Annotated in this window: 15 protein-coding genes; 5 read left to right on the forward strand and 10 right to left on the reverse strand. The window is 72.1% G+C overall.

Translation table 11 applies throughout. The features are described from left to right. Nucleotides 1-41 precede the first annotated feature (41 nt). Entirely contained in the window at nt 42-1,250 is a 1,209-nt protein-coding gene (locus ACFVQG_RS09585; protein ID WP_383378727.1) for a PucR family transcriptional regulator, read from the reverse strand. 286 nt (nt 1,251-1,536) lie between these two features. Here ACFVQG_RS09585 and ACFVQG_RS09590 point away from each other — a divergent pair, with 286 nt between their 5' ends. Next, the gene (locus tag ACFVQG_RS09590; RefSeq protein ID WP_383378730.1) at nt 1,537-2,412 is read left to right on the forward strand and encodes a DUF4394 domain-containing protein; all 876 of its coding nucleotides are present in this window, start codon (nt 1,537-1,539) and stop codon (nt 2,410-2,412) included. Nucleotides 2,413-2,469: 57 nt separating this feature from the next. Here ACFVQG_RS09590 and ACFVQG_RS09595 read toward each other — a convergent pair whose 3' ends face one another. The 3 genes from ACFVQG_RS09595 to ACFVQG_RS09605 all read right to left on the reverse strand — a co-directional run bounded on the left by ACFVQG_RS09595 (nt 2,470) and on the right by ACFVQG_RS09605 (nt 8,021). Beyond that, a complete protein-coding gene (locus tag ACFVQG_RS09595; RefSeq protein ID WP_383378732.1) occupies nt 2,470-2,922 on the reverse strand; it encodes a hypothetical protein in 453 nt (150 codons plus the stop codon). Between the two features lie 2 nt (nt 2,923-2,924). Beyond that, a complete protein-coding gene (ctaD, locus tag ACFVQG_RS09600; protein WP_383378734.1) occupies nt 2,925-4,622 on the reverse strand; it encodes a cytochrome c oxidase subunit I in 1,698 nt (565 codons plus the stop codon). Nucleotides 4,623-4,946: 324 nt separating this feature from the next. Beyond that, on the reverse strand, nt 4,947-8,021 hold the full coding sequence (locus ACFVQG_RS09605; RefSeq protein ID WP_383378736.1) for a tetratricopeptide repeat protein: 3,075 nt from the start codon (nt 8,019-8,021) through the stop codon (nt 4,947-4,949). Between the two features lie 178 nt (nt 8,022-8,199). Between ACFVQG_RS09605 and ACFVQG_RS09610 the strand changes: the two genes are divergently transcribed. Next, a complete protein-coding gene (locus ACFVQG_RS09610) occupies nt 8,200-10,593 on the forward strand; it encodes a hypothetical protein (protein WP_383378739.1) in 2,394 nt (797 codons plus the stop codon). Between the two features lie 33 nt (nt 10,594-10,626). Here ACFVQG_RS09610 and ACFVQG_RS09615 read toward each other — a convergent pair whose 3' ends face one another. Beyond that, the gene (locus ACFVQG_RS09615) at nt 10,627-11,205 is read right to left on the reverse strand and encodes a hypothetical protein (RefSeq protein WP_383378741.1); all 579 of its coding nucleotides are present in this window, start codon (nt 11,203-11,205) and stop codon (nt 10,627-10,629) included. Further along, nucleotides 11,202-12,446 (reverse strand): hypothetical protein, encoded by a 1,245-nt coding sequence (locus ACFVQG_RS09620; RefSeq protein WP_383378743.1) that lies wholly within the window; start codon nt 12,444-12,446, stop codon nt 11,202-11,204. The genes ACFVQG_RS09615 and ACFVQG_RS09620 overlap by 4 nt, the downstream gene beginning before the upstream one ends. Nucleotides 12,447-12,608: 162 nt before the next feature. Here ACFVQG_RS09620 and ACFVQG_RS09625 point away from each other — a divergent pair, with 162 nt between their 5' ends. Beyond that, nucleotides 12,609-15,734: an ATP-binding protein gene (locus ACFVQG_RS09625; RefSeq protein ID WP_383378745.1), complete on the forward strand. Its 3,126-nt coding sequence runs from the start codon at nt 12,609-12,611 to the stop codon at nt 15,732-15,734. On the opposite strand, the gene ACFVQG_RS09630 is transcribed toward ACFVQG_RS09625, so the two are convergent. Both ACFVQG_RS09630 and ACFVQG_RS09635 read right to left on the reverse strand, forming a co-directional pair. Further along, nucleotides 15,712-16,506, reverse strand: a complete 795-nt coding sequence (locus tag ACFVQG_RS09630; RefSeq protein ID WP_383378748.1) for an ABC transporter permease — start codon at nt 16,504-16,506, stop codon at nt 15,712-15,714. The genes ACFVQG_RS09625 and ACFVQG_RS09630 overlap by 23 nt on opposite strands. Beyond that, nucleotides 16,503-17,486 (reverse strand): ATP-binding cassette domain-containing protein, encoded by a 984-nt coding sequence (locus ACFVQG_RS09635; RefSeq protein WP_383378750.1) that lies wholly within the window; start codon nt 17,484-17,486, stop codon nt 16,503-16,505. Before ACFVQG_RS09635 ends, ACFVQG_RS09630 begins: the two co-directional genes overlap by 4 nt. Nucleotides 17,487-17,780: 294 nt before the next feature. On the opposite strand from ACFVQG_RS09635, the gene ACFVQG_RS09640 reads away from it, so the two are divergent. Then, nucleotides 17,781-20,186 carry a lamin tail domain-containing protein gene (locus ACFVQG_RS09640; RefSeq protein ID WP_383379745.1) on the forward strand — a complete coding sequence of 802 codons (2,406 nt, stop codon included), beginning with the start codon at nt 17,781-17,783 and terminating at the stop codon, nt 20,184-20,186. Nucleotides 20,187-20,264: 78 nt separating this feature from the next. On the opposite strand, the gene ACFVQG_RS09645 is transcribed toward ACFVQG_RS09640, so the two are convergent. Further along, entirely contained in the window at nt 20,265-21,278 is a 1,014-nt protein-coding gene (locus ACFVQG_RS09645) for a medium chain dehydrogenase/reductase family protein (RefSeq protein WP_383378752.1), read from the reverse strand. A gap of 118 nt (nt 21,279-21,396) precedes the next feature. On the opposite strand from ACFVQG_RS09645, the gene ACFVQG_RS09650 reads away from it, so the two are divergent. Next, nucleotides 21,397-22,101: a TetR/AcrR family transcriptional regulator gene (locus ACFVQG_RS09650; RefSeq protein ID WP_383378754.1), complete on the forward strand. Its 705-nt coding sequence runs from the start codon at nt 21,397-21,399 to the stop codon at nt 22,099-22,101. Here the strand turns inward: ACFVQG_RS09650 and ACFVQG_RS09655 are convergent. Further along, nucleotides 22,055-22,768 carry a hypothetical protein gene (locus ACFVQG_RS09655; protein ID WP_383378756.1) on the reverse strand — a complete coding sequence of 238 codons (714 nt, stop codon included), beginning with the start codon at nt 22,766-22,768 and terminating at the stop codon, nt 22,055-22,057. The genes ACFVQG_RS09650 and ACFVQG_RS09655 overlap by 47 nt on opposite strands. Nucleotides 22,769-22,777 lie beyond the last annotated feature (9 nt).

Here is a 22,777-nt window from a genome sequence, read left to right on the forward strand (position 1 = left end):
CCGGCTCAGCATGACGGCGGCGGACTGACCGCGTGCCCTGTTCAGCGCCACGCCCCCGACAGGTGCCGGGTGACGGCGGTGTCCAGGACGCGGACGCCGTGCGTGGAGGCCGGGTCGATGCCGGTCAGGTCGCGGACCCGGCGCAGGCGGTAGTCGAGGGTGCGCGGGTGGACGTTGAGGACCGTGGCCGTGGCGGCGCGGTTCATGTCGTGGCGGTAGTACGCGTCGAGGGTGACGAGGAGGTCGGGGCCGCCTTCGAGGTGCCGGGCGACGGTGTGCAGCCAGCGGTCGACGGACGGCACGTCCGCGACCGCGAGTTCCACGAAGACGTCCACCATGGTGTACGGCCGCAGCCGCGCCGACGCCCGCCGCGGTGGGGCCGCCGCGCTGATCCGCCGGGCCCGGTCGAGCGCGTCGGCGAGTGCGGAGCGCGGGGCGGTGGCGGTGCCCGCGGCGCAGGGGCGTCCGACGGTCAGGGCGAAGTCCCGCAGCAGGTCGAGGGCGCGGTCCGGCACGTGGTCGGGTACGGCGGGCGGCCGGGGCGTGTCGGCGGCGGTGTCGGGCACGAGGGCGATCAGCTCGCCGGGTTCCGGACGCCAGATGACGGGCGCGCGGTGGGTCGACACCAGGGCCTCCAGGTCGCTCTCGCGGGGGCGGTGGGCGGTGGGGAGGTCCGGCACGCGGATCACCGTGACCGCGTAGTGGTCGGCCGGTTCCAGGTCGAGGAGGCGGGCGAGTTCCTCCGTCCCGGGGTCGGCCGACAGCAACGACCGTGCCAGCAGGGCCACTTGGGCGACGTACGGCATACGGCGTCGCAACACCGTCAGGAAGCCCTGGCGGTAGGCGCCGATGCCGCGCTCGCCCTGGGGCGCGAACCAGCTCATGACACGCATGAGTTCGTCGATGCCGCCGCCGCGCTGGGCCTCCGCGGCCTCGTTGATCTCGCGGAGCATCAGCGCGGTGTGCACCCGCAGGATGCGCCCGCGGGACTCCAGCGACATGCCCGCCTCGGCCCGGAACTCCCCCATCGAGGCGATGTGGCCGAGGTCCTCGGCGGTGAGCATGTCGTTGCCGGGGGCCAGTTCGATCGTGCGGCGCCGGAACCACACCGCGTGCTCCATCGTCTCGGCCCTGGCCTTGGGGCTCGTGTCCAGGAACGCGAACTCCGGGATCTCGCGCGCGTACGTCTCCACCTCCCGGCGCGCGTGGGCCGACGCCTGCCGGGCCAGTTCGGCGAAGAGGCTACTCATGGCCGTGAGGATGTCACCGGGTCCGGAGCGTGCACAGATGAAAACCGGACGCCCGTTTATCACAACCGGTGAACCCGTGAAGGGCGTGTCGACGGCGTATTTGTCATCGCGCGCAAACTTCCCGGACCCCCTCATTCCGGTCGCGGGATTCGCTTGTAGCGGCAGCGCTGCCTGGGCTTAATGGGAACGCGCGGCCGCCACCCGGGACCACTTCGGTATTCACTCCGGCAATCAAACGCCGGTGCACCGGCACCCATCGCCGGTTCAAACGGGAGGGAAGCGACACATGCGCGTAGGAATCAGGAAGAGAGCCGCGGCGGCCGTCACCGTCATGTCCGCCGTGACCGCGCTCCTGGTGAGCGCCCCCGGCGTCAGCTCCGCCGCCCCCGATGCCGTACCCAGCCTGCGGGCGTACGGGATCACCGGCGACGGCAGCCTGATGGTCACCTTCACCACCGACCGGCCGCAGCGACTCGACTGGGTCCAGCAGATCATGGGCCTCTCGGGCGACACCAAGCTGGTCGCCGTCGACCACCGGCCGCGCAACGGCCTGCTGTACGGCCTCGGCGACAAGGGCGGCATCTACACCATCAAGACCCCACCGGCCGTCGACAACGTGCTCATCACCAAGGTCTCCCAGCTCCAGGTCGCGCTCTACGGCACCACCTTCGACATGGACTTCAACCCGGCCGCCGACCGGCTGCGCGTGATCAGCGACCGCGGCCAGAACCTGCGGCACGACGTCGACGGCCACACCACGGCCACGGACGGCGCCCTGAACCTCCCGCCCGCGACCACCAACGCCCTGGGCGTCACCGCGGCCGGGTACACCAACAACGACCTGGTCGGCTCCACCGGCACCACCCTGATCGACATCGACACCTACAACGACCAGGTGGTCATCCAGTCGCCGCCCAACGCGGGCAACCTGGTCGCCACCGGTCTGCTCGGCTTCGACGCCGGGCTCGACGCGGGCCTGGACATCTTCAGCACGGTGGTGGGCGGCAAGACCGTCGCGAACGACGCCTTCGCCACGCTGACCCCGTACGGGTCCACGCTCCCGTCGCTGTACAGCCTCAACATCCTCACCGGCGAGCCGACGCCCATCGGCCAGTTCCCGTTGAACGTCACGGACCTCGCCATCACCCTCAGCGGAAGCTGACTCCGTCCCCTGTTCGGCCGTCGGGCCCCGGCATACCCTGCCGGGGCCCGATCGCGTTCAGCGCACGGCGAGGAAGTCGCCCGCCCCGGTGGCCGTCAGCAGGAGGGCCACGGTCGTCACGGCGGTGAGCAGGGTGACGGTGAGGATCGCGGCGAAGGTGACGCGGGGGCGGCGGGTGGTCGCCGGGCCCGCCGCCACCAGTTGCGCCCACTCCCGCGCCGTCTCCCGGGCGGTACGGCGGTGCGCGACCGCCGCCTGCAGCCCGAGGGCGGCCGTCGCCACCGCGCCCGCCCCGGCCGCCGCGCCCGTCAGCCACCAGCCGTCCGCCAGCAGCAGCAGTACGGCGACCAGGGCGGCCGTGCTCCAGCCGCTGACGCACGCCGTCGCCGCCGTACGGCGGGCCACCGGGCGGTCGGCGCCCGCGCGCAGATCGGCCAGGGCGGGGACGTACCAGACGGAACCGGCAAGCGTCAGCACAGCGGTGCCCAGGGCCAGGACGGGGTGGGACACGGTCAGTTCACCGCCCCGACGGCCACCCGCTGCCGCTCCTCCAGGGCGGCGATCTCCTCGTGGTGGGCGTCGAACGCCGGGGACTCGGAGCGGATGCGCGGCAGGGAGGAGAAGTTGTGGCGCGGGGGCGGGCAGGACGTCGCCCACTCCAGGGAGCGGCCGTAGCCCCAGGGGTCGTCGGTCTCGACCTTCTCGCCGTACTTGGCGGTCTTCCAGACGTTGTAGAAGAACGGCAGCACCGACAGGCCGAGCAGGAAGGAGCCGACCGTCGACAGGGTGTTCAGGACGGTGAAGCCGTCCGCGGCCAGGTAGTCGGCGTAGCGGCGGGGCATGCCCTCCGTGCCCAGCCAGTGCTGGACGAGGAAGGTGAGGTGGAAGCCGACCGTGAGCGTCCAGAAGGTCATCTTGCCGAGGCGCTCGTCCAGCATCTTGCCGGTGAACTTCGGCCACCAGAAGTGGAACCCGGCGAACATCGCGTAGACGACCGTGCCGAACACCGTGTAGTGGAAGTGCGCCACCACGAAGTACGAGTCGGAGAGGTGGAAGTCCAGCGGCGGTGACGCCAGGATCACACCGGTCAGTCCGCCGAACAGGAACGTGATCAGGAAGCCGGTCGTCCACAGCATGGGGGTCTCGAAGGACAGGCTGCCCTTCCACATGGTGCCGATCCAGTTGAAGAACTTCACCCCCGTCGGCACCGCGATCAGGAAGGTCATGAAGGAGAAGAACGGCAGCAACACCCCGCCGGTGGTGTACATGTGGTGCGCCCATACGGTCACCGACAGCCCCGCGATGGCGATGGTCGCGGCGATCAGCCCCGAGTAGCCGAACATCGGCTTCCGCGAGAAGACCGGGATCACCTCGGAGACGATGCCGAAGAACGGCAGGGCGAGGATGTACACCTCGGGATGGCCGAAGAACCAGAACAGGTGCTGCCACAGCAGCGCCCCGCCGTTCGCCGCGTCGAAGATGTGGCTGCCGAACTTGCGGTCGCACTCCAGCGCGAACAGCGCCGCCGCCAGCACCGGGAACACGATCAGGACCAGCAGCGAGGTCAGCAGCACGTTCCAGGTGAAGATCGACATCCGGAACATCGTCATGCCGGGCGCGCGCATGCAGATGATCGTGGTGATGAAGTTGACCGCGCCCAGGATCGAGCCGAACCCCGACAGCGCCACACCCATGATCCACAGGTCGGCGCCGAGGCCGGGCGAGTAGACCGAGTTGGACAGCGGCGCGTACAGGAACCACCCGAAGTCGGCGGCGCCGCCCGGCGTCAGGAAGCCGAACGCCGCGATCGACGAACCGAACAGGAACAGCCAGTAGGCGAGCATGTTCAGCCGCGGGAACGCCACGTCCGGGGCGCCGATCTGCAACGGCATGATCCAGTTCGCGAACCCCGTGAACAACGGCATCGCGAACATCAGCAGCATGATCGAGCCGTGCATCGTGAACGCCTGGTTGAACTGCTCGTTCGACATGATCTGCATGCCGGGCCGGGCCAGTTCCGCGCGCATCATCAGCGCCAACGCCCCGCCCACGACGAAGAACACCAGCGCGGTGACCAGGTACATCGTCCCGATCTTCTTGTGGTCGGTGGTCGTCAGCCACTCCACCCACGACGCCCGCGGCTTCTGTATGTGTCCCTCGTCCACCGGTACCGCTCCCCATCCACTCGTCTCATGCGTGCCGCCGCACATGATCGTGGTTGGGGTACAGGGGCCGACCAGGGCCGAACAGCCCCTGTTGGGTCCCGGGTGGGAGGGCCGTTGGTCCCTCCCACCCGGGGGTGCCCGTCACGTCACGCCACCGGAGCCGGGTGAGTTGTTCGCTATCACAAAGATGTACGGCAAACAAGTGAGGGTGGCTATGTACAGGCTTCGGCGCCAGCTTTTCACCGGGTACGTACCTTTCGGCATGCGGACTAACTCGTGACGCGTCGAAAACCGGACGGGCCACGTCATCGATGATCTACGCTACCGCAGCCGCGCGGGGCTCACTCGTGCCACCAGGAAACTCGTGGATCACGAGTTCGTGCGACGCTCAGCCAAAACCCCGCGGATCCCAGCAAGGGCCCGAGCGGCTCGCTCCTCCTCCGCCGGGGCCGAGATGCGTCGGCTGATTGCCCGGCTTTCCTCCAGGTGCGCCACGGCCTGGGTCACGCGCCCCGTGGCCCGCTCCGTCAGGGCCAGGTCGTAGAGCACGTCGGCCTCCTCGCTCACCGCGTGAATGCGCCGTATGACGCTGAGGGCGGTGACGTGCCAGGGCAGGGCCTCCTCGGCCCGACCGGCCGCGCGGTGCGCCCTGCCGGTCCCGTTCAGGGCGATGGCCTCGGCCCTGCGGTCCCCCACGGCCCGCAGCACCGGAAGGGCTTCCCCGTAAAGGGCCAGGGCCTCATCGGTTTTCCCAAGGGTGTCCAGAAGGCTGGCCAGGTTCATACGGAGGGTGGCCTTTTCCCGCCTGTTCCCCATTCCCTCCGCAACGCTTATCGCCTCTCGGTAGGCACTTTCCGCGGCCTCCGGGTCACCCATCCGCTGACAGAGCTTCGCGATATTGTTCAGGGCGCTGTACCGCCCCCGTTCGTCGCCCAGTTCCGTGAATTCGGCGAGCGCCCTGCTGAAGCATTCCAGCGCCTCCTGGTTCTCTGCCAGGTGGAGGTGCGCTATGCCCAGCATGTTTCGACTGCGTGCGATCTGACGCTTGTTGTCTGTTTGCGGAAGGAAACTCAGCGAGTGCTGATGTAGTGTCCGGACCTGCGTGTACTGGCCGGTCTGCCACAGGGGTATCGACAACTGGTGGATGCACTCGCTCTCCAGTCGCAGATCACCGAGGGCACGCGCGGTCTCCAGGGCCTCGTTGGCGACCGAGATCCCCTCGGCATAGCGGGCACTGTGGTTGTAGACGGCGCTGAGGTCGAGCAGGGCACGCGCCCGAGCCGCGCTGTCACCTGCGGTGTGCCAGTGGGCGACGGCCCGCCGCAGCAGTGGCTCGGCCGTGACGAGGTGTCCCTCCATCTCCAGGAAACCGGCCAGCACATGGACGGCACAGGCGAGTTGGTGCGCCGTTCCGTGGTCCGCGAGCCAGTCGAGGGTGTGCAGGAGATTGCCGCGCTCGGTGATCAGCCATTGCTCGGCCGTATGTGCGTCGGCGAGTTCCGGACCCGGTGGATCGGGGGCCCCGGCACCGATGTCTATGCGGGAGCGGAAGGGATAGGCCAGCCGGTCCGCCCGGTCCGCGGCGTGGAGGTAGTGATCCATGAGGCGGCGTACGGCCTGCCGGGATTCCTCCCGCGAGTCCGTGTCACCCGCTTCGACCAGCGAGCGCGCATACCCGTGCAGAAGATCGTGCATCGTGAATCTGTACGGGGATTTCTCCACGACGAGGTGCTGGGTGAGCAGTTCATCCATCACCTGCCCGGCCGTGTCGGCACTCAGACCCGTGAGTGCGGCCACCGCGTGCGGCCCGAATTCGATGCCCGCGTGCAGGCCGACGCGACGGAACACCAGTTGTTGTTCCGTGGTGAGCGCACGGTACGAGAGGGCGAAGACATGGGTCATCGCCCGTTCTCCGTCGTGCAGTTGGGCCAGGCGGGCGCCGCGCAACTGGTGCAGCAGGTCGGACGTGGTCCAGGAGGGGCGGGCGAGCAGACGGCTGGCGGCGATCTCGATGGCCAGGGGCAGATGGCCGCAGATCCGGACGATCTCCGCCATGTCGGCCTCGTCGACGCCGCCGCGGGCGCCCAGCCGTCGGGTGAAGAGGGCCATCGCGTCCTGCGGCGGCAGCACGTCGAGGGAGAGCGGCCGTACGCCGGGCAGTCCCGGGAGCCGTCGGCGACTGGTCACCATGACGGCGGTCGGGGAGGCGCCCGGGAGCAGGGGGGCGACCTGGTCGGAGGAGGCGGCGTCGTCCAGGATCACGAGCATGCGCCGGTCGCGGGCCACGGAACGCCAGAGCGCGACCAGTTCGTCCGTCTTGTAGGGGAGTTCCTGGGAGTTCATGCCGAGCAGCCGCAGCAGTTCGGTGAGGGCGCGGGCGGGGGTCGTGGCCGTCCGGTCGGGGGAGCCGCCGCCGAGGGAGAGGAAGAGGACCCCGTCCGGGAAGCGGTCCCGCAGTCGATGCCCGACATGGGTGGCCAGGGCCGTCTTCCCGACCCCGGGCATTCCGTCGATCGCCTCGACGGTGACCACCACGGCCGACGCTCCCTGGCCCTCGCAGAGTGCCGAGGTGAGCGAGCGCAGTTCGTCGCGGCGGCCGACCCAGGGGATGTCCCGGGGCAGGTTGTCCGGCACCCGGCGCGTCGGCCGCGCGGGCTTCGCCCCGGCGGCGCCTTCCTGGCGCAACAGGGCCGACGCCGGGGTGCCGGACAGGATTCCCTGGTGGACGCGGTGCAGTCCGCGGCCCGCGTCGAGGCCGATGTCGCGGACGACGCGCTGCCGGGTGCGCTGGAGCAGCCGGGTCGCCTCGGCGGTGCGGTTGCTGCCGTACAGCGCGACGGCCAGCCGTTCGGCGAGCGCCTCGTCGACGGGGTGCTCCTCGGCCAGGGGCAGCAGGACCGGAACGGCGTCGGCGAACTTCCCCTCGTCCAGCAGGATCCCGGTGCGGATCATCGCGGCGGCGAGTCTGGTCTCGCCGACGGTGGCCCGCAGATGCTCGGCCCAGGAACCGGTGATCCCGGCCAGCGGCTCGCCGTGCCAGCACTTCTCCGCCCGGTCCAGCAGCCGTAAGGCCGCCTCCTTGTCGTCGCTGTCCCGGAGGGAGCGGGCCTGTTCCACGCGGCTCGTGTAGCAGCGCAGGTCCACCCGGTCCGGGTCGACGTACATCACGTAGGAGTGGGTGCGGCTGACGATCCGGGGCGCGTCGGCCCCGGCGATGCGCAGGGCGGCGCGGATCCGTGACACGTAGGCGTGCAGGGCCGCGGCGGGCTTGCCTGGCGGATGGTCGTCCCAGATGCGGCGGATCAGGGTGTCCACGCCGACGGTGCGGCCCGCGTCCCAGGCGAGGGAGGCCAAGGCCAGCCGGGCCTTCGTCGAGCCGAGGTCACCGCGTCGGTCGGCAGCCCGTACTTCGACGGCTCCTGAGAGCCGTATCTCGAACTCCACCAGCGTCCTCCCGCCGGTAGGGCCTGCTGTCTCCGGGAACGGGAGCGTGTCATGAACCTCACACGGTGGGCCAGACGGCGACCCCATCAGTCTCAAATTGACTGATAAACAATCGATTTTGTTCGCGCCGAGCCGGGAACGGGGAGTGACTTCCGAGGCGGCGAAAGGAGTCACGCACGTGGGAGCGTCCTCTTCCGGCGGGCTGGAGGCGTGGTTGTCGGCCATGGTCGCCCACGGCGCGGACCAGGAGTCCGCGGCCTGGCAGGACCTGGCGGGTGTGGTGGCCGTCGCGGCCCGCGCGAACGCGGAGGTCGCCCGGCTCTGGCCCTCCGACAGCGGGCTGGCGCGGGAGCTGCTCGCGGTCGCCTCCCATGACCCGGCGACGGCGGGCGCGCTGACGGACTGGTTACGGCGCCACGCGGGGCCCGGCCCGGCGCCCGGGGCGACCGCCAACGTCATCAGCGGGGAGGCGGTGCTGCACGGACCCAGCGTCCAGGCGGGCAACATCCACGGCGGCATCCACTTCCACCCCCCGCCCACGGCTCCCCCGCCCCGCCCGCCCGTACCCCGCCAACTGCCTCCGGTGACCGCGCGGTTCCTGGACCGCGAGGCCGACCGCCAGGCCCTGGACGCGCTGCGCGCCGGGCATCCCGCGCACGCGCCCCAGGTGCTGGTCGTGAGCGGACTCGCGGGCGCCGGAAAGACCGCCCTCGCCTGCCACTGGCTGCGCGAACACGCGAGCGGCTTCCCCGACGGCCAGCTCTACGCCGACCTGACCGGGCACGCCGTCGAGGGCGAGACCGGGCCCGCCTCCCCCGCCACGGTGCTGGAAGCGTTCCTGATCGCGCTCGGAGCGCCGTCCGTACCGGCCGGAACGGTGCAGCGCAGCGCGCTGTGGCGCTCGATGACCGCGGAGCTGCGGCTGGCCGTGCTGCTCGACAACGCCTTCACCGCCGCCCAGGTACGTCCGCTCCTGCCCGCCACCCCGACCGGGCTCACCGTGGTGACCAGCAGGAACAACCTGACCGGTCTCCGGGTGGACGGCGCGTGTCTGCACCGGCTGGAAGGGCTGCCGACCGAGTCCGCCGTCGAACTCCTCGCCGTCGGCGGCGGTACACGCGTGGCGCGGGAGCCCGCCGCCGCGCACGAGGTGGTCCGGCTGTGCGGCCGTCTGCCCCTGGTCGTCGGCCTGGCCTCCGCGCAGCTCGCCGTCCGGCCGCACCGCACCATGTCCGCCCTGGCCGAGAGCCTGGCCCAGGGGCAGGGGGCCGTGGGCCAGCTGCACATCGACGGAGAGGCCGTGATGCGTACCGCACTGGACATGTCGTACGAGGTACTGCCGGAGGAGAGCGCCCGGCTGTACCGGCGGATGGGGCTGCTGCCGACGGACCGCTACGACCTCATGATGCTGGCCGCCGTCACGGCCGACCGCGCGGGTCCGGCCGGGCACACGTCCGACACCGCCGTCCACGGCCTGGTCGAGGCCAACCTGCTGGAGGAGACGGGGCCGGGCACCTACCGCTTCCACGACCTCGTCCAGCCGCACGCCCGTCGGCTCGGCGAGCGGACGCAGGACGGCGACCAGCGCGAAGCCACCCTGCGCCGGTTCGTCGACTGGTGTCTGGCCACCGCGGCGTCGGCGGAGCGGATCCTCACCCCCTCCCACCCCCTGCCGGGCCACGACCTCCCGGCGGACACCGTGGCACCCACTCCCCTCACCACCCCCGAGGAGGCCCTGACCTGGCTCGACACCCACCGCAACGGGCTGATGGGCGCGGTACGGCTCTGCGCCCGGGAGGGCTGGCACACCTCCTGCTGGCGTCTGGTGGACCTGCTCTGGCCCCTGGTCCAGCGGTTCCGTCCCTCCGAGATCTGGATCGAGTCGCACCGCCTCGGGCTGGAAGCGGCCCGCCGGAGCGGTTCGAGGCCGGGTGAGGGCCGCATGCTCACCTCCGGTGCGATCGGCCTGCGCGTCGCCGGGCGGTACGCGGAGGCGGCCGACTGGTACCGGCAGGCGCTGGAGCTGGCCACCGCCGACGGGGACGCCCGGCAACAGGCGCAGGCGGTGAACGGGCTGGGCCACATCAGCCTCCTCACCGGCCGACTCGACGCGGCCCGCGGTCACTTCGAGGAGGCGCTGCGGCTGCGCGAGTCGATCGGCTACCGGCGCGGGGCCGCGCTCAGCCGACTGCGCCTCGGCGAGACGGCCCTGGCCGCGGGCGACTTCACGGCGTCCGCCGCCCAGCTGGGCCGGGCACGCGAAGAACTGGAGGCGATGGGTGAGACGTACGAGGCCACCCGGGCCCTGGCTCGACTCGGCCATGTCCTGGACCGCGCCGGGGACCACGAAGAAGGCGTACGGCGGCTGCGGGAGGCGCTGGCCCGCTTCCGGGCGGGCGGCACCAGATCGGAGCACTGGGAGGCGCGTTGCCTGGAATGGCTCGGCATGGCGGCCGAGTCGGCGGGCGACCGGGAGCGGTCGGTCCGCGACTACACGGCCGCCCGGGACCTCTTCCGGCGGCTGAGCCCCGCGGACGCCGACCGGCTGGACGACCGGCTGCGGCGGCTGTGAACACCCCCGCGACCGGCCGTCCGTTCCCACAGGTCACCCGGGCGGCAGCGCGGCGATGGCACTCAGCGCACCCACCGAACCCCCGGCCACGACCCACGCATGGACCACCGAGGCGACCACCCGCGCCGGAACCGGGACACCCGCCTCGCTCTGCCGCCCCAGCCCCGCGCACCGCACGCCCCGTGCCGCGTCCCGCACCCCCACGGCACACCCGGTGCCGGGTCCGGGCACGGCGACGGCGAGGCAGCCCGGATGCCTGCTGAGCAGTTCACGCACGCGCCGGTGGGCCGCCGGACCGGGAAGCGGCACACGGCTCACGAGCACATCGGCCTGCTCCCTGAGGTCCGGCGCGCCCCGGGCGTCCGCGTCGGCCCACAGATGCACATCGCACGGCAGGCGTCCGGGCGGGTGCGGACACGGGTACGGATGACCGGCGGCCGGGAAGCGCAGGGCGTCGGAGCGGACGACCACCAGACCGCGCACCCCGCCCGCGCGCCAGACGACAGCCCGGCCCACGGGGCGGGGCGTGCCGAAGCACACCGTCGCCCACCCGGCATCCGGCCCCAGGTCCCCCACGAGCGCGGACCGGGACGTCGGCTGCCCGTGGCTCATCGCGCCGCTCCCCGGTCGGCGCACGCCTCCCACCAGGACAGCGGCGGAGGCGGCGGGGGCGGCCCCACGAGGGGCGGCCGAGCGGGTTCGCCCAGCCCCAGCAGCCGGTAGACGACCGAGCGCATACGGCGGTGGAACTGGCCCGGTGCCGACGACAGCGAGGCCGTCACCTGGTCGTACTGCCCTGGCTGGCGCGACTGTGCCGCGTACTCCAGCTGATCGGCCAGGGGGTACCCCGGCGAGACCACGGGCGCGACCGCGGCCAGCAGCGCCGCGGGGGACGCGGCCGACACCTCGCGCCGGGCGGCGTCCGTGAGCAGCAGGGTCGCGTCCGTGAGCGTTCCGTAGGCGGTCAGTGACCCGTGATCGCCGATGATCCAGTCCGCCGCGATCAGCACCGGCTGCCAGTCGGCCTCCGGCGGCACCACGGCGACCCCTCGCTCGCGGCAGTCGGCGAGCCAGCCGCGCACCTGCCAGGTGCCGTGGCCCGCGAAGACGTTGGGATGGACCAGCATCGCGACCCGGTAGCGGTCGCCCGGCAGCTGGCTCAGCAGTTGCGGCAGCAGGGAGTCGAGCCGCCCGAACGTCGACCCCGGCCCCCAGGTGGAGGTGACGACCACAAGCCGCTCCCCGGACCCGAGCCCCAGCGCGCGGCGGTACCGCTCACGCTGGGGCCTGCCCGCCGTGATCCGGTCGACGCACGGGTCACCCACGACATGCGCCACCCGCAGCGCCTCCGGACAGGTCCGTGCCAGCTCCGCCACGTCCCGCTCGTGGGCGTAGCCGACCGCCGCCGGGAACAGGCGTCCCTCGTGCAGCAGATGCTGCCTGCTCAGCATCCCCGGCACCCGGCGCTCCCCCGGCGCCAGCAGGCTGACATCGGTGAGCAGTTTGATGTGCCCGGCCCCGTGCGAGATGCGCACGACCGGTGTCCGTAGCTTGTGCACTCCCCGAAAGCCCGCGGCCAGTGCCAGATCGAACTCGCTGAGCAGGGCCTCCTCCCACGGCACCGGCGTGATGCCCAGTCCTTGCAGGTACGGCTCGACCCCGCCGCCGAAGGCATGCGGCGCCACGGTGAAGACCAGCTGAATGCGCCGGTCGGCCTCCAGCAGCCCGAAGACCTCCCGCAGGCGCTGGGCGAACGTCACCGTGTGAACGACCACCAGCACCCTTTTGCAGTCCCGTACGGTCAACCAGTGCCCCTGCTCGATCAGCGCTGGCCGAGTGGTTCCGACAGACATGCGATCCCCCATCGCTCGTCGCTGCGTACAGCAGTCGGCAGGGGGCTTCCCCGGGGGGTCCGGCGGTTTCCTTGCAGGGTTCTTGCAACTCCCTTGCTCGGGGCGGCGTTCCGGGACCGCCGACAGCCGCCCGGACGTCCCTTCGCTGGTTAACCTGCCTGCGTGACCACCGAACTCACCCTCCTGTCCGACGTCACCTGCCGCGGGCGGGAGATCACCGCCCCCCGTCTGCGCGGGCTGCTCGCGTTGCTCGCCGGGGAGTTGCGGAGTGGGTGCAGTACCGGGCGGCTGGTGGAGGGGCTGTGGCCGGACGCGCTGCCGGAGCGGCCGGGGAAGGCCGTACAGGTGTTGGTGTCGCGGTTGCGGGCGCAGGTGGGGGCCGAGGTGGTCGTGAGTACGGCGACCGGGTACCGGCTGGCGCTGGACGAGGGGCAGGTGGACGCTTCGGCGTTGCTGGTGCATGAGGCGGCCAGTGGTGAGCGGGCGCGGGCCGGGGATCACGCGGGGGCGCTGGCGCGGGCCGAGGCGGGGCTGGCGTTGTGGGACGGGAGCGTGGGCGCCGGGGCTGGGGAGGAACTGCACGATCCGGTGGCGGCGCTGCGGGCCGAGCGGGTCCCGGTGTACCGGTCGCTGGTGCGTTCCCGGGCGCTGGCGCTCGCGCGGCTGGGGCGGTCGGCGGAGGCGGTGGGGGCGTTGGCCGAGCTGGTGCGGGAGCTGCCTCGGGACGAGGAGGTGCTCGCGGAGTTGCTGCGCTGTGAGGCCGCCACCGCGGGGCGGGCAGCCGCGCTGAGTCGGTACGACGGTTATCGGCGGGGGCTGCGGGAGGAGTTGGGCGCCGATCCCGGGGTGGAACTGCGGGGCGTGCACCAGGAGTTGCTGCGGGCCGATGCGGCGCCCGTGCGGCACGGGGTGCCCCATGAGCCGAACGCGTTGTTGGGGCGGGACGCGGATGTCGCCGCCGTGGGCGGGATGTTGCGTGCGGCGCGGGTGGTGACCGTTGTCGGGCCCGGGGGGCTGGGCAAGACGCGGTTGGCGCACGCGGTGGGGCGGGCGGTCGAGCAGGGTGTGGTGCACTTCGTGCCGTTGGCGGGTGTCGCCGATGACGAGGACGTGGCCGCGGAAGTCGCCTCGGCTCTCGGGGACGGGGGACCGCAGCTCGGGGTCGGGGGTGGTGATGCCGTCAGTCGGATAGTCGGCGCGCTGGGGGGTGGGGCCGTGCTGCTGGTGCTGGACAACTGTGAGCACGTGGTGCGGGGCGCCGCCGATCTCGTACAGGCGCTGGTGTCACGGTCGAGGGAGCTGCGGGTGCTGGCCACCAGCCGGGCGCCGCTCGGGCTGACCTCCGAGTCCGTGTACGCGCTGCCGGAGCTGTCGCTGGCCACCTCGGTGGAACTGTTCGAGCAGCGGGCGCGGGCCGCTCGGCCGGGTGTGGAGCTGCCCGCCGACCAGGTGGCCGAGATCTGCCGTCATCTGGACGGGCTGCCGCTCGCCGTGGAGCTGGCGGCGGCGCGGGTGCGGGTGCTGTCGGTCGCCGACATCTCCCGTCGGCTCAGGGACCGGTTCGCGCTGCTGCGCGGCGGTGCCCGGGACACGCCCGAGCGGCATCGCACGCTGCACGCGGTGGTGGAGTGGAGCTGGAATCTGCTGGATCCCGACGCGCGGTCGGCGCTGCGCGCGCTGTCCGTCTTTCCCGGGGGCTTCACCGGGGACGCGGCGGAGTACGTGCTCGGGGAGGGCGACGCGCTGCCGCTGCTCGAGCAGTTGGCCGAGCAGTCACTGGTCAAGGTGGGGGACACGCCCGCCGGGGTGCGCTTCCACATGCTGGAGACGCTGCGGGAGTTCAGCGCCGCACGGCGGGCCGAGGCCGGGGAGGAGGAGGCGGTCACCGGCCGGTTCCTGGGGTGGGCACGGGAGTTCGGGCGGGCGCATCACGGCGTGCTGTTCGGGGCGGGGTCGTCGTCGCGCTGGGCGCGGATCCGCGCCGAGCAGGACAACCTCGTACTGGCGATGCGGCACGCGCTGGCCCGCGCTGACGGGCCGACCACCGCCGCCGTCACCGCCGTACTGGCCGCCCTGTGGTCCACCGGCTCCAGCTACACCCGGCTCGCCCAGCTCGTCGCCGAGACCGGGGGGCCGCTGTCCCACTTCCGTCCCGGGCCGGAGGACGTCGAGACGACCCGTAGCGCCGCCGCCTCCAGTGTCGCCGCCGTCTTCATGGGCCACGGGCCCCGCGCCGTCCGCCAGCTCGTCACCCTGCGCAGGCTGCCGCCCGCCCCGCCGGACACCTGGGTGCGGGCCCTGGCGGTCGTGCTGCTGGCCGTGCCGGAGATCCAGCCGCCGCGGTACGCGCGGCTGCGGGAGCTGTGCGACGCCGACGCGCCGATGCTGGCGGGCATCGCCTCGGGTGTCGCCAGCTATGTCTGGCAGTCGGAGAACGACAACGAACTCGCCCTGCACTACGCCCGTCGGATGCTGGACGTGCTGGCTCCGCTCGACAACCCGGCCATGGTGCTGCTCGGTCATATGCGGCTCAGCGATCTCTGTCTCCAGCAGGAGCGGAGCGCGGAGGCCTACGACCATCTGCGGGCCTCGCTCGACGGGCTCGACGGCGTCGGTGACTGGTCGGGCACCAGTGGCCTGCACTGGGGGCTGGTCCTCGCCTGTCTGCAACGGGGCGAGATCGACGAGGCGGAGTACTGGCTGCGGCTCGCCGCCACCGGCCAACAGCCGGACTCCGCCCACACCTTCGCCTCCGACCTTCCGGCCCGCGCGGAGATCGCGCTGGCCCGGGGGCTGACGGAGGTCGGGCTCGGGCTGTGGCGGCAGGCGGCGGAGCGGGTGCGGGAGGGGGCGGCGCCCCACGCGGCCGACCCGTTCGCCGACCCGTGGGCGCTGGAGGTGCAGTCGGCGGCGCTGGCCGCGCACGCGCACCACGGGCGGCTGGAGCCGGTCGCCGCCCTCGTCGGGTACCTGAGGGAACGGCTGGTGGGGAAGCTCTCCCACGATGCCGCTCCCACCCGTCTGCCGGTGTACGGGACCGTGCTGCTGGCCCTCGGACTCGCCGGGCTGGCCGAGGGCGACCGCACGGCCGTGCGGCTGGTGGCGCTGGCGGAGCGGATGTCGGTGGTACGGCAGTACCCCGCCCTGTCCTCGGCGCGTTCCCGGCAGGCGGCGGAGCACGCCGACAGGGCGGCGTACGCCGACGCGCTGTCGGCCTGCGCCGCCCTGGGGCGGGAGGAGGTGCGGGAGGCGGCGCTGGGCGCACTCACTGCCGGGGCTCGCGGTTGAACTGCGCCTTGGCCCAGAGGTAGCCGAGCACCGTCAGGCCCAGGCACCAGCCGAGGGTGAGGAGGGCGTTCTTCGTGCCGATCCCACTGCCCAGCAGCAGCCCGCGCAGGGTCTCGATGGCGGGTGAGAAGGGCTGGTACTCGACGAACCAGCGGAACCCGCCCGGGATGGACTCCACCGGCACGAACGCGGTGGAGATCAGCGGCAGCAGCATCAGCGGCATCGCGATGTTGCTGGCGCCCTCCGCGTTCGGGCTCATCAGGCCCATGCCCACCGCGATCCAGGTCAGCGAGAGGCTGACCAGGGTGAGCAGTCCGGCCGCCGCCAGCCACTCCACCGGCGACGCGTCCGGCCGGAACCCCATGGCGATGCCGATGACCAGGACCAGGGCGAGCGCCATCAGGGTCTGGATCACCGTGCCGACCACGTGCCCGATCAGCACCGAGGCCCGGGAGATCGCCATCGTCCGGAACCGGGCCATGATGCCCTCGGTCATGTCGCTCGCCACGGACACCGCCGTGCCCAGCGCCGTGCCGCCGATGGTCATCAGCAGGATGCCCGGGACCAGGTAGGCGAGGTAGTCGGAGCGGTTCGCGTCGCCGCCGTTGATGCCCGCGCTCATCACGTCGCCGAAGACGTAGACGAAAAGCAGCAGGAGCATCACCGGGGTGAGCACGATGTTCAGGGTGAGGGAGGGGTAGCGGCGGGCGTGGAGCAGGTTGCGCCGCAGCATGGTGATGTTGTCGCGGACGGTGTGGGTGAGGGTGCTCATCGCGTGGTCTCCTTCTGGGCGGTGGTGGTGGGGGTGGCGGTGCCGCCGGTGAGGGCGAAGAACACGTCGTCCAGGTCCGGGGTGTGCACGGACAGCTCGTCGGCCTGGACGTCCGCGGCGTCGAGCCAGTCGAGGATGGCGCGCAGCTCGCGCTGGCTGCCGTCGCTGGGGATCTGCAGGCCCAGCGCCTCGTCGTCCCGGGTGCTCTCGCGCAGCGCGGTGGCCGCCCGCTCGTACGCCGCCGGGTCGTTGAAGCGCAGCCGCACATGACCGCCGGGGACCAGCCGCTTCAGCTCCTCGGCGGTGCCCTCGGCGACCAGCCTGCCGCCGTTGAGCACGGCGATGCGGTCGGCGAGTTGGTCGGCCTCCTCCAGGTACTGGGTGGTGAGGAAGACGGTGGTGCCGCCCGCGACCAGTTCGCGGATGATGCCCCACATGGTGTGGCGGGAGCGTGGGTCGAGGCCCGTCGTCGGCTCGTCGAGGAAGATGACCCGCGGGCTGCCGACCAGGGTCATGGCGATGTCGAGGCGGCGCTTCATGCCGCCGGAGTAGGTGGAGGCGGGCTTCTTCGCGGCGTCGGTGAGGTCGAACCGCTCCAGCAGTTCGGCGGCTACCCTGCGGCCCTCCCGCTTGGGCAGGTGGTGCAGGTCGGCCATGAGCAGCATGTTCTCCTCGCCGGTGATCAGCCCGTCCACCGCCGAGAACTGTCCGGTGACGCCGATCGCGGCGCGCACCGCCTGCGCGTGGGCGGTGAGGTCGTGGCCGTCGACCCGGGCCTCTCCGGCGTCCGCGGAGATCAGCGTGGAGAGGATGTTGACGGCCGTGGTCTTGCCCGCGCCGTTCGGGCCGAGGAGGGAGAAGACCGTGCCGGTGGGGACGTGGAGGTCGATGCCGTCGAGGACCAGCTTGTCGCCGTAGGACTTGCGCAGTCCGGTGGCGGCTATGGCGGGTTGCCGGGTGTCTGTCGTCGCTGTGTTCATGCCGGGAAGCTTGCGGGGGCCCGCATTCAGGCTGGCTTCAGCGCGGTTTCAGGGCCGGGCGCCGGGTTTCAGGGGGCACGGACGGACGGTCCCGGGCCGGGGAGGACGGCGGAGTGCGCCCCGGCGCGCTGAAACCCGCCCGATCGTCCTTTTCGTTCCCCGGAATTAACCTCACCCCTCTTGGCGACTCCCCCTCTACGCGCGTAACTTGAGCCGACTCACCCACGTCCTGTGACGCACCTGAAGTACGAGGAGACCGCCAGCGTGTCCAGATCCGTAGGTAACAGACGGCGCGTGCGCCGTGCCGTCTATCCGGTGATATCCGTCGCCGTGGCGGGGGCGTTCGCGCTCACCGCGTTGCCCGCCGCCTTCGCGGCGCCGTCCACCACGGTCGTGATCTCCGAGGTGTACGGCGGGGGCGGCAACTCGGGTGCCACGCTCGTCCGGGACTTCGTCGAGCTGGGCAATGCCGGGTCCGGGGCCTACGACCTGTCCGGATACAGCGTGCAGTACCTGCCCGGATCGCCGTCGGCGTCCTCGCAGTGGCAGGTGACCGCGCTCAGCGGATCCGTCGCGGCCGGTGGGCGCTATCTGGTCGCCGAGGCGGCGGGCACCGGCGGGACGACCGCGCTGCCCACGCCCGACGCCACCGGCTCCATCGCGATGAGCGCCACCAACGGCACCGTCGCCCTGGTCTCCGGCACCACCGCGCTGACCTGCAAGACCGCCGCGGACTGCGCCGCCGAGAGCCGGATCGTCGATCTGGTGGGCTTCGGCAGCGCGGTCGTCCGGGAGGGCAGCGGTCCCGCCACCGGCGCCTCCAACACCGCGTCCGTCGCCCGTGCCGCCTCGCTGGCCGACACCGACGACAACGCCGCGGACCTCGCCGCCGGTACCCCGTCGCCGGTCAACTCGGCCGGTCAGGGGCCCGGTTCGGGCGACGGCGGCGGTGACGGCGGTGGCTCCACCGAGCCCGGCACCGTGCGCGTGCACGACATCCAGGGCACCACCCGGGTCTCCCCGCTCGCCGGGCAGACCGTCACCCGGGTGCCCGGCGTCGTCACCGGCGTCCGCACCTCCGGCTCGCGCGGCTACTGGATCCAGGACCCGCAGGCCGACGCCGACCCGCGCACCAGTGAGGGCGTCTTCGTCTACACCGGGTCGGCCACGCCCACCGTGTCCGTCGGTGACTCGGTGCTGGTGAGCGGCAAGGTCACCGAGTACTACCCGAGCAGCACCACCCAGTCGCTCACCCAGATCACCGGCCCCACCGCGACCGTGCTCTCCAGCGGCAACCCGGTCCCCGGCGCTGTGGCACTGGACGAGGACAGCGTCCCGGACGGCTATGTGCCCACCGCGGGCGGCGGCAGCATCGAGGCGCTCCCGCTCGAACCGGCCGTCTACGCCCTCGACTTCTACGAGTCCCTCGAGGGCATGCGCACCGAGATCGCCGACGTCCGCGTGGTCGGCGGCACCACCGAGTACGACGAGCTGTGGGTGACGGTCAAGCCGGACGAGAGCCCGAGCGCCCGCGGTGGAACGCTCTACTCCGGCTACGACCAGCCCAACACCGGCCGCATCAAGGTGATGTCGCTCGACACCACGGCCGACTTCCCGGTGGTGAACGTCGGCGACGAGCTGACCGGCACCACCAGCGGCCCGCTCGACTACGCCACCTACGGCGGCTACAACCTCCAGGCCACCCGCCTGGGCACCGTCGTGGACAACGGGCTCCAGCGTGAGGTGACCCGGCGCCAGTCCAGGAAGGAGCTGGCGGTCGCCACGTACAACGTGGAGAACCTGGACGCGCTGGACAGCCAGGAGAAGTTCGACCGGCTCGCCGAGGGTGTCGCCGTGAGCCTCCGCTCGCCCGACATCGTCGCCCTGGAGGAGATCCAGGACGACAACGGCGCCGTGAACGACGGGACCGTCACCGCCGAGGCCACGCTGAAGCGGTTCACCGACGCCGTCCGCGCGGCAGGCGGCCCCAGCTACTCCTGGCGCTATGTCTCCCCCGAGAACAACCAGGACGGCGGCGAGCCCGGCGGCAACATCCGGCTGGCCTTCCTCTACAACCCCGAGCGGGTCTCCTTCGCCGACCGGCCGGGCGGCGACGCCACCACGGCCACCAGCGTGGTGAAGACGAAGAAGGGCGCCCGGCTGACGCACTCTCCCGGCCGGATCAACCCGACCAGCGACGCCTGGGACAGCAGCCGCAAGCCGCTGGTGGGTGAGTTCGTGTTCCGGGGCGAGAGCGTCTTCGTGATCGCCAACCACTTCGGCTCCAAGGGCGGCGACCAGCCGCTGCACGGCCGCTACCAGGAACCCAACCGCAGCAGCGAGACCAAGCGCCACCAGCAGGCCGCCGAGGTGAACACGTTCGTCAAGTCGCTGCTCGCGGCGGACAAGAACGCCAAGGCCGTCGTCCTCGGTGACCTCAACGACTTCGAGTTCTCGCAGACGGTCTCCACGCTCACCGACGGCGGGGTCCTCAACCCGCTCGTCAGCACCCTGCCCGCCGCCGAGCGGTACACCTACGTCTTCGACGGCAACTCGCAGACGCTGGACCACACGCTGACCAGCCCCGCGATCACGCACTTCGACTACGACATCGTCCACATCAACTCCGAGTTCGCCGACCAGGCGAGCGACCACGACCCGCAGATCGTGCGGATCGACGTCAGCAAGTGCCGTAAGTGACATCGGCAGTGCCGTGAGCAGGCACTGAAGGCCGGGGGACGGCGCACGCCCTGCCGGGCGCGCCGTCCCTGTGCGGTGCTAGGGATGGAGCACGACCTTCCCGGCGACGGTCCCCGACTCCGCCAGCCGCAGCGCCTCCGCCGCGTGGTCGAGCGGGAACCGACCGGCTATGCGGGCGGTGACATCGCCGCGCTGCAGGGCGGTGAAGACCTGGGTGAGGTCGGCGCGCAGCCGGTCGCGGAAGCGGGACCTGGACAGGGCGCGCCCGGCCCAGACGTTGTAGAAGTAGGCGCGGCGGCGGTTGGGCAGGGCGTTCCAGAGCCACACCCGGCCGAGCAGCTTCAGCACCGGCCACTGCTTGGAGCCGGTGTCGTCCCGGGTGGACGCGGTGCCGTAGGAGACGAGGGTGCCGCCGGGGGCGAGCAGGCGCCAGGAGTCCACGATGCCGGGTCCGCCGACGTGGTCGAAGACGGCCGCCACTCCCTCGGGGGCCAGTTCGCGGACGCGGGCGGGGATGTCCTCGGTGCGGTAGTCGACGGGGACGACGCCCAGGGCGCGCAGGTGCTCGTGGTGCCGGGCGGAGGCGGTGCCGATCACCTCGATGCCCGCGGCACGGGCGAGCTGGACGAGGACCGAGCCGACGCCGCCGTTGGCGCCGTGCACCAGGACGGTCTGCCCGGCGCGGACGCGGGCCTTGCGGTGCAGCATCTGCCAGGCGGTGACGCCGTTGACGACGAGGGTCTCGGCCTCCGCCGCGTCGATCCCGTCGGGTACCGGCACCACGTCCGCCGCGTCGACGACGACATGGCTGGCCCAGCCGCCGACCTTCGTCAGGGCGGCGACGCGGGTACCGGCCAGGTCCCCGGGCGTGAGCACCGTGCCGACGAGGTCGTAGCCGGGGACGAAGGGGTACGGCGGCTGGTCGTAGTACCGCCCGCGGCGCATCTGCTGTTCGGCGAAGGAGACTCCCGTCGCCTCCATCCGGATCACGACCTGCCCGGGGCCGGGCGAGGGGACGGCGCCGCCATGGCGGACCTGGAGCCCTTCGGGCTCGACTTCCCCCGGCAGGACGACTTCCACGAGCGCGTTCATGACGGCCTCCAGCCGATTAGTCGCCTTCGCTTTCGTTACAAGTTATAACTCGACGGCACGGCGAGTGTCAATCACTCTCGTGATAGCCTCTAACAAGACGAGAGGGAGGAGGCGACCAGTGCGGCCGGACCAGGGCACCAGGACCCCGCGCGAGCGCTATCGCGCGCAGGTGCGCGCGGAGATCAAGGAGCGCGCGTGGGAACAGATCGCCGCGGCGGGCGCCTCCGCGCTCTCGCTCAACGCGATCGCCAAGCAGATGGGCATGAGCGGACCCGCGCTCTACCGGTACTTCGCCAGCCGCGACGAGCTGATCACCGCGCTCATCAGGGACGCCTACCGCAGCCTCGCCGACACCTTCGGCGCCGCCGCGCGCACCGGCCCCGACCTCACCGCCCTCGCCCACGCGATGCGCGACTGGGCCCTTGCGGACCCCCAGCGGTACTTCCTGGTCTACGGCACACCGGTCCCCGGCTACCACGCCCCCGACGACGTCACCACCATCGCCGCCGAGATCATGACGACCCTGCTCGACGCCTGCGCCGAACTGCCGTCACCCGCCCCCGCGTCCCCCCTCGAGAAACACCTGGAGGCCCACCTGGCGACCCACCGCCAGTGGGCCGCCGACCACCCCGCCCCGCCCGCCGCCCTGCACCGCGCCCTGACCTTCTGGACCCGCCTCCACGGCACGCTGTCCCTCGAACTGGCCGGGCACTACACGGGCATGGGCTTCGACCCGGCCCTGCTCTTCGCGGCCGAACTGGCGGACCTGACCGGAATCAGCCAGCCCCCGACGCCTCCGTCAGCTTCTTCAGCTGGGCGTTGATCACGTCCTGCGGAGCGGCGCCCGCGTTCTTGTGGGCGCTCAGGGACTTCCAGCCGAAGACGGCCACGTGCGGGCCGCTGCGTACGACCTGGTACCAGTGGATCGTGCCGGACAGCTCTCGCTGGTAGGCGAGCGCCTCGTCACCGGGCCCCGGGTCGGGGTCCGCGAGGGCGGTGACCGTCGGGTTCAGGCCCGTGTCGTCCTCGTACCCGGCGGGGCAGTCCTTCGTCGCCGTGCGCAGTCCGGTGAGGAGTTCCTCCGCGTCGGCCGCGCTCGCGTAGGCGTACAGCTCGATCGACGTCTCGCCGGGGTCCGTCTCCGGGTGGACCGAGCGGGCCGAGGCCGCCGCCGGTTCCGGCTCGGGGGAGCGCAGGCGGATGTCCTCGATGGGCTGGCAGACGGCGGGGTCGGCCGGTGCGCCCTTGCTGCCCAGCGCGTCGCCCTGCTGGAAGACGGTGAAGGTGTAGCCGGGGAGGTCGGCCTCCGCGATCGCCGCGTTCTCCAGGGCGGCCGCGTCCAGGGGGCCGCCCCCCGACGTGCCGGTCGAGGTCTGCGGCGACGACTCACCGGAGCCCTCCCCGGAGTCGTCGGAGCCACCGCAGCCCGACAGCAGGGCCGCCGTCGCCAGCAGTGCCACGACCGCAGGAACCCGCCGCCGTCCGTTCATTCGCCGATC

The sequence above is a fragment of the Streptomyces sp. NPDC057877 genome (genome assembly GCF_042796855.1).
Classification (GTDB): domain Bacteria; phylum Actinomycetota; class Actinomycetes; order Streptomycetales; family Streptomycetaceae; genus Streptomyces.